We start from the raw sequence: 16,544 nt of genomic DNA on the forward strand, positions 1-16,544 counted from the left end.
ATTACGATATAATGAAAAAGTTACTTCAATTAGGTACAATAGTATTGCTTACTGCTTTATCAGTTATTAGCTGTAAGGATAAACCAAAAGAAGAAAAAGTAGAAGCTAAGCCAGAAAAACCAAATATTCTATTCATCATGTCTGATGATAATACGGCACAAGCTTGGGGTGTTTATGGAGGTATTTTAGAAAATTATGTACATACACCAAATATTAAGCGTTTAGCAAACGAAGGAACAATTCTAGAAAACTGTTTGGTTTCTAATTCTATTTGTACACCAAGTAGAGCTACAATTTTAACAGGCCAATACAGTCATGTTAACGGTGTAAAAATTCTAGATGCTGGACTTTCTCCGGCATACAATAACATTGCAAAAGAAATGCAAAAAGGAGGATACCAAACGTCTATAATTGGTAAATGGCATTTAAAGCAAGAGCCTGCAGGTTTCAATCACTATGCAGTTCTTCCTGGTCAGGGTGAATATCATGACCCAATAATAAAAACAGCTGATAATTGGGAAGATTATTACGAAGGCGGAAAACAATATAAAGGCTATAGTACAGATGTTATAACTGATATGGCAATTGATTGGATTGAAAATCGTGATAAAGACAAACCCTTCATTACCATGTGTCATTTTAAAGCTACACATGAACCTTACGATTATCCAGAGCGTTTTGCGCATTTATACAAAGATCAAGAAATTCCTGTTCCAGATTCGTTTTACGATAGTAGCGCTTCTAACACAGGACGTTCATTTTTAGGTCAATCAATGGATAACTTAAAACAACGTTATTTAGATGCTACAGCAAACCCAGAATTACGTAAAGATTTTATGAATTATCCGGGTTTACCGTTTTCTGTAGATGGTTTAACTAACGAGGAAGCAAGATACAAAACGTATCAAAAAATGATAAAAGATTTTATGCGTTCTACTGCAGCTGTAGATGATAATATTGGTAAACTTTTAGATTATTTAGAAGCCTCTGGTTTAGCAGAAAATACGGTGGTTATTTACACCGCAGATCAAGGTTACTTTTTAGGTGAGCACGGTTGGTTCGATAAGCGTTTAATTTTCGAAGAGTCTATGCACATGCCATTTGTAATTCGTTACCCAAAAGAAGTTGTAGCAGGTGCAAGAAATAAAGATTTAATTGAGAATGTAGATTTTTCAGCCTTATTTGCAGATTATGCAGGTATCGATTATCCATCTGATATGCAAGGCCGTAGTTTCCGTGAAAACTTAATGGGAAATACACCAAACGATTGGAGAGGTTATGCGTATTACAGATACTGGGACCATTCTAAAGATAGACCGGGTCATTTCGGAATTCGAGGGAAACGTTATAAGCTTGCGTTTTTCTATGGAAACGGGTTTGAAGGTGCTGCACAAGAGCAGTTTTGGGATTTTTACGATTTAGAAGAAGATCCAAAAGAGCAACATAATGCATACAATGATCCTAAATATCAAGAAATTATTAAAGAGTTAAAAGTCGAAATTTTAAAGAAAAAAGAAGCTGTTTTAGATACAGATAGTGATACACCTGAAGTTCTAGAAATTATTAAAGCGCATTGGAACGATTAAAAACTTAATTCATGATTAATAAACTTCTGAGCATCTTTCTTGTTGCGATTTCAACCTTAGGTTGCAAGGCACAAAAGCAAGATAAACCTAATATCATCATTATTATGGCTGATGATATGGGGTATGGCGATTTATCAACCTATGGCAGTACATTAATTAATACGCCTAACCTAGATAAAATGGCAGCAGAAGGTATTAAGTTTACAGATTTTCATGCAAATGGTCCTGTTTGTAGCCCAACAAGAGCGGCAATTTTAACAGGGAAATATCAACAACGTGTGGGTATTGATGGTGTGGTAACAGCAAAACACCATAGAGATAAAGGTCTAGAAACAAGCGAGCAAACATTTGCAGAAGCAATTAAAGATGCCGGTTATGTTACAGGTATGTTTGGTAAGTGGCACGTTGGGTACAAAACAGAATTTAACCCCATAAACCAAGGTTTTGATGAGTATATTGGTTATGTTTCTGGAAATGTAGATTACCATTCACATATCGATCAAGAAGGTTTTGAAGATTGGTGGGATGGTGATAAAATTAAAAATGAAGAAGGCTATTCTACAGATTTAATTACAAAACATTCAGTCGATTTTATAAAGCGTCATAAAGATGAACCTTTTTTACTTTACATTCCTCATGAAGCACCACACGGTCCATTTCAAGGTCGTAAATCTGCTGCCGAAAGAGAAATAGGTTGGAAAAACGGATCGAAGCAAAAGAATAAAATGACTGAAGAAGAGCTGAACAACATTTATAAAGAAATGGTTGAAGTTATGGATGAAGGCGTTGGCGAAGTCATGAAAACGTTAAAAGAACTTAAACTTGATAAAAATACTTTAATCTTCTTTTGTTCAGATAATGGAGCTTCAAGAAAAGTCGGTAGTAATGGCGGTTTAAGAGGTTATAAGTCTACCTTATGGGAAGGTGGTCATCGTGTTTCGGCTATGGCTTGGTATCCAGGAAGAATTCAACCCAACCAAATAAATAATGAGACCATTTTAACTATGGATTTGTTCCCAACTATATTAGATTTTGCAGGTGGGAAACAGCCCGAAAATTTAGATGGTGTTAATTTAAAATCTAATTTACTTGAAGGTAAAGCTTTAGAAAAACGCGATTTATTTTGGGGTTATACCGGTAGAAAAGCCATTCGTCAAGGGGATTATAAATTAATTTTAAGAAATAAAGACGCAGAACCTTTACTATTCAATTTAAAGAAGGATTTATCCGAATCGAATAACATAGCAAATAAGCATCCAGAACTAGTTAAATCTATGCTTAAAGAATTAGAAACGTGGAGTGATGATGTCTATTCAAATTCAAATAACAAGCAATAAAAATTATTTTATGATTAAAAAAACAGCCATATTATCTCTTTGTTTAATATTTGTATTTTGTACAAATCCAAAAGATAACACGCAGGAAAAAGCAGAATTTAAACTGCAGTATGACGAGGCTGCTGAAAAATGGACAGAAGCGTTGCCAATTGGAAATGGTAGCTTAGGCGCCATGGTTTTTGGAGATGTAACTCAAGAACATATTCAGTTTAATGAAGAAACGCTTTGGCGCGGACAACCACACGATTATTCTCACGAAGGTGCTGGCAAATATTTAGATGAAATAAGACAATTGTTGACGGAGGGTAAAAGTAGAGAAGCACATAAATTAGCTCAAGATCATTTTATGAGCGACCCTATAAAGCAAATACATTATCAACCTTTCGGTGATTTATATATCGATTTTAAAAACCATGATACTTTTACAAATTACCACCGAGAGTTAAATTTAAATGAAGCCATTTGTTCGGTGTCTTATACTGTTGAAGGTGTAGATTATCAACGTGAAGTATTAACTAGTTTTCCAGACCAAATAATAGCTGTTAACTTAACATCTAGTAAAGATGGTGCTCTTAATTTCGATTTATGGTTGGATGCTATTCATGAAGATAAATCGGTAATCACTAACAACGATACACAAACACTAGTAGTAAAAGTAAAAGATGGTGTATTACGCGGCGTATCAACATTAAAATTAGAAACCAACGGAGATATAAAAAATGAAGACGGTAAATTAAAAGTAACTAAAGCTTCCAAAGCTAGTATTTACCTAACAGCAGCTACAAATTATATCGATTTTGAAGATGTGTCAGGAAAGCCAGAAAAAATAGTAAAAGAAACTATGGCCCAAGTTGTAACTAAAAATTACGACGCTATTAAAACGAATCATATTACAGATTATCAAGCATTATTTAATCGTTTTGATATTAATTTTGGAGATAATGGGAAATCTAATAACACAACCGATAATCGTATTTCAGACTTTAGTGAAACTCCAAACGATCCACAATTGGTAGCATTGTATGTTCAATATGCTCGATTTTTAACCATAACAAGTAGCAGGCCAGGAACAAAACCAGGAACCTTACAAGGTATTTGGAACGATAAATTAACACCGCCTTGGTTTAGTAGTTATACTACCAATATTAATTTAGAAATGAATTATTGGCCGGTAGAAATGTACAATCTTAGTGAATGCCATGAGCCGTTGTTCGATTTAATAGAAGATTTATCAATTACAGGTGCAAAAGTTGCTAAAACTCATTATAATGCCGATGGTTGGATTGTACACCATAACGTTGATATTTGGCGTGGTGCTGCTCCAGTAAATGCGTCACATCATGGTATTTGGTTAGGTGGAGCAGCTTGGTTATCATCTCATATCTGGGAACATTATTTGTTTACTCAAGATATGGCATTTTTAGAAAAGCGTTATCCACTTATGCGAAATGCAGCGTTGTTTTATAGCCAGTTTTTATATGAAGATCCAAACACAGGCTATTTAATTAGTTCACCGTCAAATTCACCAGAAATTGGAGGTTTAGTTGCAGGACCAACCATGGATCATCAATTAATAAGAGCCTTGTTTAGAAGTACAATTGAAGCTTCAAATATTTTAAATGTTGATGCAGAGTTTACGTCAACTTTAAAACCATTGTTAGCTAAAATTGCTCCAAACCAAATTGGTAAACATGGGCAATTACAGGAATGGTTAGAAGATAAAGATAATCCGGAAAGTCATCACAGGCATGTATCGCACCTATGGGCAGTACACCCTGGAAATGAAATAAATTACGAGGATACTCCAGACTTAATGCAAGCTGCAAAACAATCTTTATTATTTAGAGGCGATAACGGTACGGGTTGGAGTTTAGCTTGGAAAATTAATTTCTGGTCAAGGTTTAGAGATGGTGATCATGCATATAAGTTATTACATAAATTATTAAGTCCTGCTGTAAAACCTAACGGAAAAGTAGGTGGCGGATCGTACCCTAACCTTTTCGATGCGCATCCTCCGTTTCAAATAGATGGAAACTTTGGAGGTGCTTCAGGAATTTTAGAAATGCTATTACAAAGTCAATTAGGGAAAATAGAACTATTGCCTGCATTACCAACAGCATTACCAGAAGGACATGTTTCGGGAATTGTTGCTAGAGGTGGTTTTGAGCTGTCTTTTTCTTGGGAAAACGGACAGTTAAAAGACGTTTCTATACTTTCAAAAGCAGGAAAAACTTGTGTTTTAACTTATAATGATAAAACCATCGAGTTTGAAACAGAAGCAGGAAAGACTTATAATTTTGATGGCTTGTTAAATAAAAAGTAAAAAGAATAATGCAAAGATTAACCTTTATAGCGTTTGTGTTTTCGGCTTTTTTAAGTTGTAAAATGGCATTAATAGCACAAAACATCACCGATAAACCCAATATTATTATCGTGTTTACAGACGATCAAGGGTATCAAGATGTTGGTGTTTTCGGTTCGCCATTAATAAAAACACCAAACCTAGATAACATGGCAAGTAACGGTATAATGTTTACCGATTTTTATGCTGCGTCATCAGTTTGTTCACCATCTAGAGCAGCTTTACTAACGGGGTCTTATCCAAACCGTGTAGGTGTACCTCAGGTATTATGGCCTAATCTTCCTGGAGGTTTATCAAATGAAGAGCAAACCATTGCCGATATGCTAAAAAAACAAAATTATGCTACAGGATGTATTGGTAAATGGCATTTGGGAGACCAACAACAATACTTACCGACTTCGCAGGGTTTTGATAGGTATTATGGTATTCCATTTAGTAACGATATGTCGGTAAACCCAAAGTCTAAAGTTTCTAAAAAGGCCGTGTTTAGAGAAGGGATGACTATGGATAGTCTGCGTGAAATAAAATGGCGAGGTAGCAGAGTGCCTTTGTTTAAACAAGATGAAGTTGTTGAATATCCAGTAGATCAATCTACTATTACCAAACGCTATACAGAACAAGCTATTCAGTTTATAGAAGAAAATAAAGAGGAACCATTCTTTTTATACTTGGCTCATTCCATGCCACATGTGCCATTGTATGCGTCTTCACAATTTAAAGGTAAAAGTGCTAGAGGCTTGTATGGGGATGCTGTAGAAGAGATAGATTGGAGTGTGGGCGAAATTTTAAAAACGTTAAAAGCACAAGGTATCGATGAAAATACACTAGTCATTTTTACTTCAGATAACGGACCTTGGACATCAAAAGGGGATGAAGGTGGAAGCGCCTTGCCTTTAAGAGGACAAAAGCATGAAACTTTTGAAGGCGGATTTCGTGTACCAATGATAGCACAATGGACAGGTAAAATACAACCTTCTAAAGTAACAAGTCAAGTCGCTTCAACCATGGATATTTTGCCAACGGTAGCTTATTTAACAGGAGCAGATTTACCAGAAAAAAAGATTGATGGTAAAAATATTTGGCCATTATTATCAGGGAAAAACAATAAAAAATCACCTTATAACAAAGAAGGATTTTACTATTATCTAGATTTCACACTTGAAGCGGTAAGAAAAGGCGATTGGAAATTAAGAATTATGGACGATAATGTGGCTCTTTATAATTTAAAGGACGATATCGCAGAACAAGATAATTTAGCTTTAGCACATCCTAAAAAAGTTAAAAAACTAAAAAAAATGATGTTAAAGTTTGATGAAGAATTACAAGAAAATAAAAGAAATCAGCAACATTTACGAACCAAATAATGTCGATAAAAACCATTTTAAAAGTTGTTTTAGTTAGCGTTGTTTTCTTTTCTTGCAATAAAAAAGAAGAGAAAAAAAGCATTACTAAACCAAACATCATTTACATTCTAGCTGATGATTTGGGGATTGGTGATGTCTCTATTTACAATCAAAACTCAAAAATACAAACCCCAAATATCGATCAATTAGCATCAAATGGTGTAATGTACACCGATGCTCACACAAGTTCTGCTGTTTGCACACCAACACGCTATAGTATTTTAACTGGGCGTTATAATTGGCGAACAAGCCTTAAACAAGGAGTGGTTAGTGGTTATTCAAAATCTTTAATTCAACCAGAACGTTCTACGGTTGCCGATTTATTAAAAACCAACGGTTACCAAACGGCTTTTATTGGCAAATGGCACTTGGGCTGGGATTGGAACATTACAATGCCAGATTCTCTTGGTTTAGATATAGATAATTTAAAAGCCAGACCAGAAGTCGATTTTACAACACCAATTAAAAATGGTCCTAATACTCATGGTTTCGATTATAGCTATGGTTTTTGTGGCTCTTTAGATATGCCTCCTTATGTTTGGGTTGAAAATGATACGCCAACTAGCGTACCAACAAAATACACAAAAGGGAAAACCAAACAAGGCACTTGGCGTTATGGTTTAACGGCCGATAATTTTGAACACGAACAGGCATTGCCTGAAATTACAAAACGCACGGTAAATTATATAAATGAAAAGGCCAATGCCGATAAACCATTTTTTGTTTACATGCCATTACCTGCACCACATACACCAATTTTACCTACTACAGAATTTCAAGGAAAAAGTAATTTAGATAACCCGTATGCCGATTTTGTAATTATGGTCGATTGGGTTGTAGGTGAAGTTACAAAAGCATTAGAAACTAAAGGTATTTCAGAAAACACGCTTATTGTTTTTACAAGTGATAATGGGTGTTCGCCAACGGCAAACTTTAAACAATTAAAAACCAAAGACCATAACCCAAGTTATGAGTATAGAGGAACAAAATCTGATATTTTTGAAGGCGGTCATCGTGTGCCATACATCATGTCTTGGAAAAATAAAATAACGCCATTAAAATCAAACTTATTACTTTGTTCAACAGATTTTTATGCCACGGTCGCAGATATGTTAGGTGTTGATTTAGCCGATAATGTTGCAGAAGACAGTTTTAGCCATTTGCCTAATTCTGAAAACCCTAAGCGAGAAAGCATCATTCACCATTCCGTTCGTGGTGAGTTTGCATACCGAAAAGGCGATTGGAAAGTAAACTTTTGTAAAGGTTCTGGCGGATGGAGTTACCCAAATACCAACACAAAAAAAGCAATTTACGATACATTACCTGCGTTTCAACTTTACAATATAAAGGAAGATGTTGCTGAAACACATAATTTACAAGCAGAACATCCAGAAATTATTAGTGAATTTAAAGCGGATTTATTAAAAATTATAAACGACGGACGAAGTACTGTTGGAGAAAAACAGCCTAATGATAAAGCTGGCTCATGGCCACAATTAGAAAATTTAAACGATAATAAAATTTAGTTAGCATAGCATGAAGAAGAAAATGAGTATAAAACAGGTTTTAACTTTTGTAGTTTTAGGAGGAATTATTTCAATTTCATTAGCCTTTACTACTAAAAAAGATCCACCGTATAAAAATCCAAAACTTCCTGTAGAAGAGCGTGTGCAAGATTTATTGGGTAGAATGACTTTAGAAGAAAAATTCTGGCAAATGTTTATGATTCCTGGTGATTTAAGTATCGGGAAAGATAAATTGAAGCACGGTATTTTTGGTTTTCAAATTTCTTCAAAAGGAAAAAATGATAATGCTGCAGAGCAAATTATGGACTACGGAACTGCAGGAACAGCAGAAACCATGGCAAATGAAATTAACGCCCTTCAAAAATACTTTTTAGAAGAAACGCGTTTGGGTATTCCAATTATTCCATTTAATGAAGCTTTACATGGTTTAGCGCGTGGTGGTGCCACTACATTTCCACAGGCAATTGCATTAGCATCTACTTGGGATACCGAGTTGGTTGGCGATGTTGCAGGAGCCATTACAAAAGAAACAAAAACAAGAGGTATTCGTCAAATTCTTTCTCCGGTTTTAAACATTGCTCGCGATGTACGTTGGGGACGTGTTGAGGAAACCTATGGTGAAGATCCGTATTTAACAACTCAAATGGGAGTGTCTTTTATCAGTCAGTTTGAAAATGCAGGCGTGATTACAACACCAAAACACTTTGTTGCCAATGTTGGCGCTGGTGGTCGCGATAGTTACCCAATTAGTTTCAACGAGCGTTTGTTAGAGGAAATTTACTTTCCTGCTTTTAAAGCTGTATTTAAAGAAGCAGGAGCACGTTCGGTAATGACGGCTTATAACTCTTTAGATGGTACACCATGTACATCAAACTCTTGGTTATTACGTGATAAATTAAAAGACGAATGGGGTTTTGATGGTTTTGTAATTTCAGATGCTGGTGCAACTGGTGGTGCAAACGTATTACATTTTACGGCTGCAAATTATGCCGAAGCTACAGAAGATGCTGTAGAAGGCGGATTGGATGTTATGTTTCAAACCAATTACAATCATTATCCATTATTCTGGGAAGCTTACGAAAAAGGTATGGTTGATATTGATGCGATTGACGAAGCTGTAAGCCGAATATTAAAAGCGAAATTCGAATTAGGTTTATTTGAAGATCCTTATGTTGATGCTAAAGAAGCTGATAAATGGAACGGCCATAAAACACACCGTGAGTTGGCAAGAAAAGCGGCTTCAAAATCTATGGTGCTGTTAAAAAATAAAAACAATACCCTTCCTGTAAAAAAAGAATCTCAAAAAGTAGCCATGATTGGTCAGGATGTTAAAAACGTAAGACTTGGGGGTTATAGCGGACCAGGAAACGATTTAGTATCAATGTATAAAGGTGTTGCTAGCAAAATAGGCGAAGGAAATATCAATTATGCGGAAGGTGTTTCAATGAAAGAAGAAACGCATAAAGTGATTGCTTCAAAATATTTATCGACTACAAAAGACGGAAAAGTTGTAGAAGGTTTAAAAGGTGATTATTTCGATAATATTACTCTACACGGTTCACCAAAAGTGAAAAGAGTAGATAAGAGAATTAGTTTTGGATGGACACTTTTCTCTCCTCATGAAGATTTACCTTACGATTGGTATTCTGTACGTTGGACAGGAAAAGTGAAAGCGCCAAAAACAGGTGTTTATAATATTGGTATTGAAGGTAACGATGGTTACCGCATGTATTTAGATGGTAAATTGCTAATTGATAACTGGCAAAAACAATCATACAATACTATTTTAAAAGAATTTTCTTTTGTTGAAGGAAAAGAATACGATGTAAAAGTTGAATTTTACGAATCTGCTGGAAATGCAAAATTCAAACTTGTTTGGGATGCTGAGATTAACGATGCCTGGGAACAACAAATTAAAGATGCTGTTTCTGCTGCCGAAAAAAGTGATGTAGCTGTAGTTTTTGCAGGTATTCATGAGGGGGAATTTAGAGACCGTGCGTTATTGGCTTTACCTGGTCATCAAGAAGAACTTATTAAATCGGTTGCTGCAACAGGAAAACCAACTGTAGTTGTTTTAGTTGGTGGTAGTGCTATTACTATGGCAAACTGGATTAATGATGTAGATAGTATTATCATGGCATGGTATTCTGGTGAAAATGGTGGAAATGGTTTTGCCGATGTACTTTTTGGAGATGAAAATCCTGCTGGTCGTTTACCAATTACTTTTCCGGTAGATGAAGCTCAATGTCCGTTATACTACAACAACAAACCAACTGGTCGTGGCGATAATTACCATAATTTAACAGGGCAACCTTTATTTCCTTTTGGTTATGGATTAAGTTATACGTCTTTTGATTATTCTAACATCACATTTAGTAAAAATAATATAGCACCAAACGAAGCTATAGAAGTAAATTGTAACATTACAAACTCTGGAACGTTAGTTGGTGAAGAAGTTGTACAGCTGTACATTCGTGATGAGTTATCATCAGTAGCACAACCAATTAAATCTCTTAAAGGTTTTCAGCGTATAGCTTTAAAAGCAGGTGAATCTAAAACAGTGACTTTCACCTTGGATGCTGATGCTTTATCTATGTTAGATATCGATTTAAAACGTGTTGTAGAACCAGGTGATTTTAGAATCATGATTGGCGCTTCATCTAAAGATATTCGTTTAAGAAAAATTTTAACTGTAAAATAACCACCATATGATGAAGTATATAAAATCACTTGTATTGGTAGCACTAGTTACTTTATCTGCTTGTAAAGAAAAGGCTGAAAAGCAAGAAGAAAAAGGATTGAAAGTAACATGGAAAAGTAGTTCTGAAAAAACCATTTGGTCTGATAAGACCTATGAAGAAAGAACAGATGCGCTACAACCGGAAGCAACTATAGTTGTAGATACAGAGAAGCAACAACAAGAAATTGATGGTTTTGGTGGCTGTTTTAACGAGTTAGGTTGGGATGCACTAGCTATGGTAACTCCTGAGGAAAAGCAACAAATACTTAACGATTTGTTCGATACTAAAGACGGATGTAAATTCAATTTATGTAGAATGCCAATTGGTGCTAACGATTATGCTGTAGATTGGTATAGCCATAACGAAACCGAAGGTGATTTTGCTATGGGAAATTTCTCGATAGATAGAGATAAAAAACGATTGGTTCCTTATATAAAAGAAGCACAAAAAATTAATCCAGAAGTACAAGTTTGGGCGTCACCTTGGTGTCCACCATCATGGATGAAACAAAGTAAACACTACGCGTGTAAATCAAATCCAAAGTTTAACGATTTACCAGAAAAATGGAGTAATACCGAAGAATTGGTGTCTCGTTTTATTACAGAGCCTAAGTATTTTGAAGCTTACGCTTTGTATTTTGCAAAATTTGTAAAAGCTTATCAAGCAGAAGGTATAGATATTAGCGCAGTGCACGTACAAAATGAGTACAATTCAGCTCAAAATTTCCCGTCTTGTGTATGGGATCCTAAAGATTTAGGCGTGTTAATTTCAGATTATTTAGGACCTAAATTTGAAGCAGAGAACATCGATGCCGAAATTTGGTTAGGTACTGTTGAGCGTCCGCAATTAGAGCGTGTAACAGATGTTGTTGAATACGGAGATGCTAAAAAATATGTTGATGGAGTTGGATTTCAGTGGGCAGGTAAAGGTGCTATAGAATCTGTTCATACTACGTATCCGGATATGCGTTTAATGCAAACAGAAACCGAATGTGGTGATGGATCTAACGATTGGAAAGCTGCCGAATACACCTTCAATTTAATGAAACATTATTTTGAAAACGGTGCTAATTCATACATGTACTGGAATATGGTTTTAGATGAAACAGGAAAAAGTCAATGGGGTTGGAAACAAAACTCAATGATTTCTATCGATAGCAATACAAAGGCTATTACTTACAACCCTGAGTTTTATTTAATGAAACACCTAAGTGCTTTTGTAGCTCCAGGATCTGTTAAAATAGATACTACTGGAGATGATGAAAATGCTATTGTTTTTTATAACAAAGCCGACAATAAAGTGGTTGTTTTAGCATATAATGATGCCACTGATAATAAAGAATTTCAATTTAATATTAACGGAAAAGAAGTTAAAACGTTGTTAGATGCCAAGTCGTTTAACACCTTAACAGTTACTTTATAATAAACGTTTTTATGAACAGAAGAAAATTTGTAAAATATTTAGGCGCTTCTACACTTTTTGTAAGTGCATCTTCATGTGCATCTTTAAACCTTTTTGGAGATAAATACGATGAAGAAATAGCGCGAGAAGCTTGGAAAAATTTAGCAAACAAAGGCGAAGCTTTTAAATATGTAAGTCCTAATAAAAAATTACCTAATGTTTTTATTTATGGCGATTCTATTTCAATAGGTTATACACCTACGGTTAGAAAAGAATTAGAAGGAAAAGCCAATGTGTTTCGTTTCCATAAAAATGGACAGTCGAGTAATAAATTTATTCCTTTTGTTGAAAAAATGAAAACCACCATGTTTCAACCGTATTTAAAAGGTGGTTGGGATTTAACTTGGGATGTTATTCATTTTAATGTTGGCTTGCACGATTTAAAATACTTAAAAGACGGTAAGCTAGATTTAGAGAATGGAAAGCAAGTAAACAGTACAGAAAAGTACAAGGAAAACTTGCATAACATTTGTAAATACTTAATTAAAGAATACCCAAAAGCTAAATTAATTTTTGCAACTACTACAGCAGTTCCGCAAGAAGGTGCCGATGGAAGAATTGCAGGAGATAGTGTAAAATACAACAAAGCAGCATTAGAAGTTTTGGCTAATTATCCATCCATTCAAATTAACAATTTGTATGCCTTTACAAAACCGAACGAAAAAGCGTGGTATATAAAACCACACAATGTACATTATAACGAATTAGGAAAAACTGCACAGGGTAAGCACGTAGCTAAATTAATAGCTGAAAATTTATAATTATATGAATAAAATATTAATTGTTATATCAATAATTCTTTTCTCCATAACGGGGAAAGCTCAGGAAAATACTTTCATTCCGCAACCAGAATCTGTTGTTTTTAACACGGGCGGATTTCAATTAAATAGTGAAACAAAAGTATATATTCCTTCAAAACATTATACCGATTTACAGCCTATTGTAGCTTCAAAATTAAAGCAAGATACAGATTTAAGTATATCTATAAATAAAGGAAAAGTAAGAGTAAGTTCAAACTACATTGTTTTTCAAAAAGTAAAAGATGCTTCGATTGATAGCGAAGGTTATATTTTAGAGATTACAGATAAAAAGGTTGTTATCAAAGCTAAAGATTATGCAGGTATGTTTAATGGTTTTCAAACCCTGAGACAAGCTATACCTGTTGGCATAAAAGGAACAACGGTTGTCCCAAATATGTTGATTACGGATAACCCAAGATTTCATTGGCGTGGTGTTTTGTTAGATGTATCTCGTCATTTTCAAACGAAGGAATTTGTGATGAAACAGATAGATGTTTTATCAGCTTATAAAATAAATATTTTTCACCTGCATTTAACCGACGACCAAGGTTGGAGAATAGAAATAAAAAAGTATCCTAAACTAACAGAAAAAGGAGCTTGGAGAGCGGAGCGCGAAGGTATTGCATGGTGGAGTAGAGAAGCTGCAACAGCAGATGAACCTAAAACAGTAGGAGGTTTTTACACCCAAGATGATATTCGAGAAATAATAGCATTTGCTAAAACTAGAAATGTAGAAATTATTCCAGAAATAGATGTTCCTGGTCATAGTAAAGCCTTAGTAGCTTCGTACCCAGAATTATTTTGTTCAGATATTGATACTACAGATGTGAGTTTTGAAGTCGCAGTAGGAGGAAAAGCACCTAATAATACCGTGTGTCCTGCTAGTGAATTTACTTATGAATTTTTAGAAGGTGTTATTGAAGAAATAGCCGCATTATTTCCATCTAAATATTTACATATTGGTGGCGATGAGTGTAGTAAAAAAGATTGGAAAAAGAGCGCCATGTGCAAGCAACTCATGGACGAAAACGGATTAGAAGATTACGAAGAACTTCAAAGTTACTTCATTCAGCGCATTCATAAAATTGTAGAAAAACAAAATAAAACCATGATTGGTTGGGATGAGGTTTTAAGTGGTAATGGGGTTCCTGGAGCAACTATTATGGCATGGCGTAGAGGAAAATATGCGCCAGAAGTCCAAGCACCAAAGGCAGGTTACCCAACGATAATGTCCTCTTATTTACATTCGTATATCAGTAGGGTTCAAGGCCCGACATCTATGGAGCCAGAAGGTCCAAATTCTGTTTTGCCATTATCTGTAGTCTATAACCATGAGCCTGTACCATCAGAATTAACTGAAGAAGAAGCGGCTAGGGTTTTAGGAAACCAAGCAAGTTTGTGGGGCGAGTTTACACCAACAGAATCTCATTTTGAATATATGCTATATCCAAGAACATTGGCAAGTGCAGAAGTGTCATGGAGCGACCCAAAAACTAAAGATTGGATACGCTTTCAAAACGCATTAGAGACGTCGCATTTTAAACGCTTAGAACGTGAAAATGTAAATGTTTCAAAAAGTGTTTTTACAGTGTATCCTGTTTTCGGAATCGATCAATTGCACAATAAAGCCATTGTCTATTTAGAAACCGAAGCTGTAGGTTACGATATTTATTATACTACTAACGGAGAGGATCCAACAATAGAATCAAACAAGTATAGTGGTAATTTTAAAGCCACACCAAAATCGCTTTTAAAAGCAGGTTTGTTTAATAAAGCAGGAGATTTAATTGGAGAAATAACAGAAATAAGATTAAAGTAATTATACATGAAATCATTAAAATTAGTATTAGCATTAATGCTATGCGTTAGTTACGCTTCAGCACAAAACAAACCAAATATCGTTTATATTATTGCAGACGATTTAGGATATGGAGATGTACAGGCGTTAAACCCTGAAAAAGGAAAAATTTTAACACCACAAATTGATGCTTTCGCGAAAGAATCGATGACGTTTACCGATGCACACTCGGCTTCTGCCGTGTGTACGCCATCGCGTTATGCTATATTAACTGGGCGTTACTCTTGGCGTTCTAGATTGCAACAAGGTGTTCTTGGCACTGGTGATGAGTTAGAACCACTTATTGCGGAAAATATCACTACAGTCCCTAAAATGTTAAAAAGTGCAGGTTATAAAACAACTGCTATAGGGAAATGGCATCTTGGTTTTAAGTTTGTTGACGATAATGGAAACCCTGTTCAAGTTTATGATGGTAAAAAAGTTGTTGGCCCAGCCATTGGCTCAACAGTACCAAACGGTCCTATTACACGTGGTTTCGATTCTTACATTGGTTTTCACCATTCTAGAGTTATGAAAACCGTTATAAAAGATGATAAGGTGGTCGATAAAATGCCTCCAATAGAAATGTTACAGTTTTTAAGAGGTCATGCAGAAGATTATATAGAGAAAGCATCTAAAAGCGAAGAGCCTTTCTTTATGTATTTAGCATTAAACTCACCACATAGTCCGGTTGTACCTTCTAAAGATTGGCAAGGGAAAAGTGGCATGGGAGCTTATGCAGATTTTGTAATGGAAACCGATGATGTTGTTGGTCGTGTGTTTGACGCTCTAGAAAAAAATGGAATTGCAGATAATACTTTAGTTTTCTTTACAAGTGATAATGGATGCTCATACCCTGTAGCTAAAGTAGGAAAATTAGAAAAAGAATTTGGTCATTATCCAAGTGCCGATTTTCGAGGTTATAAATCGGATATTTGGGAAGGTGGACATCGTATTCCTTTTATTGTAAGATGGCCAGGGCAAATTGAAGCAGGTTCGGAAAATGATAAATTAATTTGTCAGACGAGTTTAATGGCTACATGTGCTGAAATTACAGGAGTTACATTGGATGATAACACAGGTGTCGATTCTTATAGTATTTTGCCAATGTTAGAAAACAAAAAAGCGAAGACAGATTATAATGTTGTTATTCATCATTCTATAAACGGAAAATTTTCTTTAAGAAATAAAAAATGGAAGTTAGAGTTAACATCAGGTTCTGGAGGTTGGTCTAACCCAACAGATAATAAGGCGATTAAAGAAAATTATCCTGATATTCAACTGTATAATATGAAAAAGGATGTTGAAGAAACAACAAATGTATATGATAAACATCCGAAGCTTGTTAAAAAAATGACAGCACAATTAATTGAAATTGTAGAAAATGGAAGAACAACCGAGGGAGAATTAAAAGAAAATGATGTTGAGGTTGATGTTTTTAAAACAGGAGTTACTAAGAAAGCTGCGGCGCATTAATTATAATTAAGATTA

General features: G+C 35.0%; 10 protein-coding genes. All 10 read left to right on the forward strand.

Annotated elements, in window-relative coordinates; all coding sequences use genetic code 11:
* Nucleotides 1-11: 11 nt before the first annotated feature.
* The 10 genes from ABJM36_RS00955 to ABJM36_RS01000 are packed head-to-tail and all read left to right on the forward strand — an operon-like array spanning nt 12 to nt 16,529.
* Entirely contained in the window at nt 12-1,586 is a 1,575-nt protein-coding gene (locus ABJM36_RS00955; RefSeq protein ID WP_348448237.1) for a sulfatase, read from the forward strand.
* 11 nt (nt 1,587-1,597) lie between these two features.
* On the forward strand, nt 1,598-2,923 hold the full coding sequence (locus ABJM36_RS00960) for a sulfatase (protein WP_348448239.1): 1,326 nt from the start codon (nt 1,598-1,600) through the stop codon (nt 2,921-2,923).
* 10 nt (nt 2,924-2,933) lie between these two features.
* Nucleotides 2,934-5,246 carry a glycoside hydrolase family 95 protein gene (locus ABJM36_RS00965; RefSeq protein WP_348448241.1) on the forward strand — a complete coding sequence of 771 codons (2,313 nt, stop codon included), beginning with the start codon at nt 2,934-2,936 and terminating at the stop codon, nt 5,244-5,246.
* Between the two features lie 8 nt (nt 5,247-5,254).
* On the forward strand, nt 5,255-6,649 hold the full coding sequence (locus ABJM36_RS00970; RefSeq protein WP_348448243.1) for a sulfatase: 1,395 nt from the start codon (nt 5,255-5,257) through the stop codon (nt 6,647-6,649).
* Nucleotides 6,649-8,214: an arylsulfatase gene (locus ABJM36_RS00975; RefSeq protein WP_348448245.1), complete on the forward strand. Its 1,566-nt coding sequence runs from the start codon at nt 6,649-6,651 to the stop codon at nt 8,212-8,214. The genes ABJM36_RS00970 and ABJM36_RS00975 overlap by 1 nt, the downstream gene beginning before the upstream one ends.
* 10 nt (nt 8,215-8,224) lie before the next feature.
* A complete protein-coding gene (locus ABJM36_RS00980) occupies nt 8,225-10,915 on the forward strand; it encodes a glycoside hydrolase family 3 N-terminal domain-containing protein (protein WP_348448247.1) in 2,691 nt (896 codons plus the stop codon).
* A gap of 7 nt (nt 10,916-10,922) precedes the next feature.
* On the forward strand, nt 10,923-12,377 hold the full coding sequence (locus ABJM36_RS00985) for a hypothetical protein (RefSeq protein WP_348448249.1): 1,455 nt from the start codon (nt 10,923-10,925) through the stop codon (nt 12,375-12,377).
* A gap of 11 nt (nt 12,378-12,388) precedes the next feature.
* Entirely contained in the window at nt 12,389-13,177 is a 789-nt protein-coding gene (locus tag ABJM36_RS00990) for an SGNH/GDSL hydrolase family protein (RefSeq protein WP_348448251.1), read from the forward strand.
* Nucleotides 13,178-13,181: 4 nt separating this feature from the next.
* Nucleotides 13,182-15,035, forward strand: coding sequence for a family 20 glycosylhydrolase (locus tag ABJM36_RS00995; protein ID WP_348448253.1), 1,854 nt, complete (start codon nt 13,182-13,184; stop codon nt 15,033-15,035).
* Nucleotides 15,036-15,041: 6 nt separating this feature from the next.
* Nucleotides 15,042-16,529 carry an arylsulfatase gene (locus ABJM36_RS01000; RefSeq protein ID WP_348448255.1) on the forward strand — a complete coding sequence of 496 codons (1,488 nt, stop codon included), beginning with the start codon at nt 15,042-15,044 and terminating at the stop codon, nt 16,527-16,529.
* The last annotated feature ends 15 nt before the right edge of the window (nt 16,530-16,544 follow it).

Source organism: Algibacter sp. (assembly GCF_039977455.1).
In the GTDB taxonomy this organism is placed as follows: Bacteria; Bacteroidota; Bacteroidia; order Flavobacteriales; family Flavobacteriaceae; genus Algibacter_B.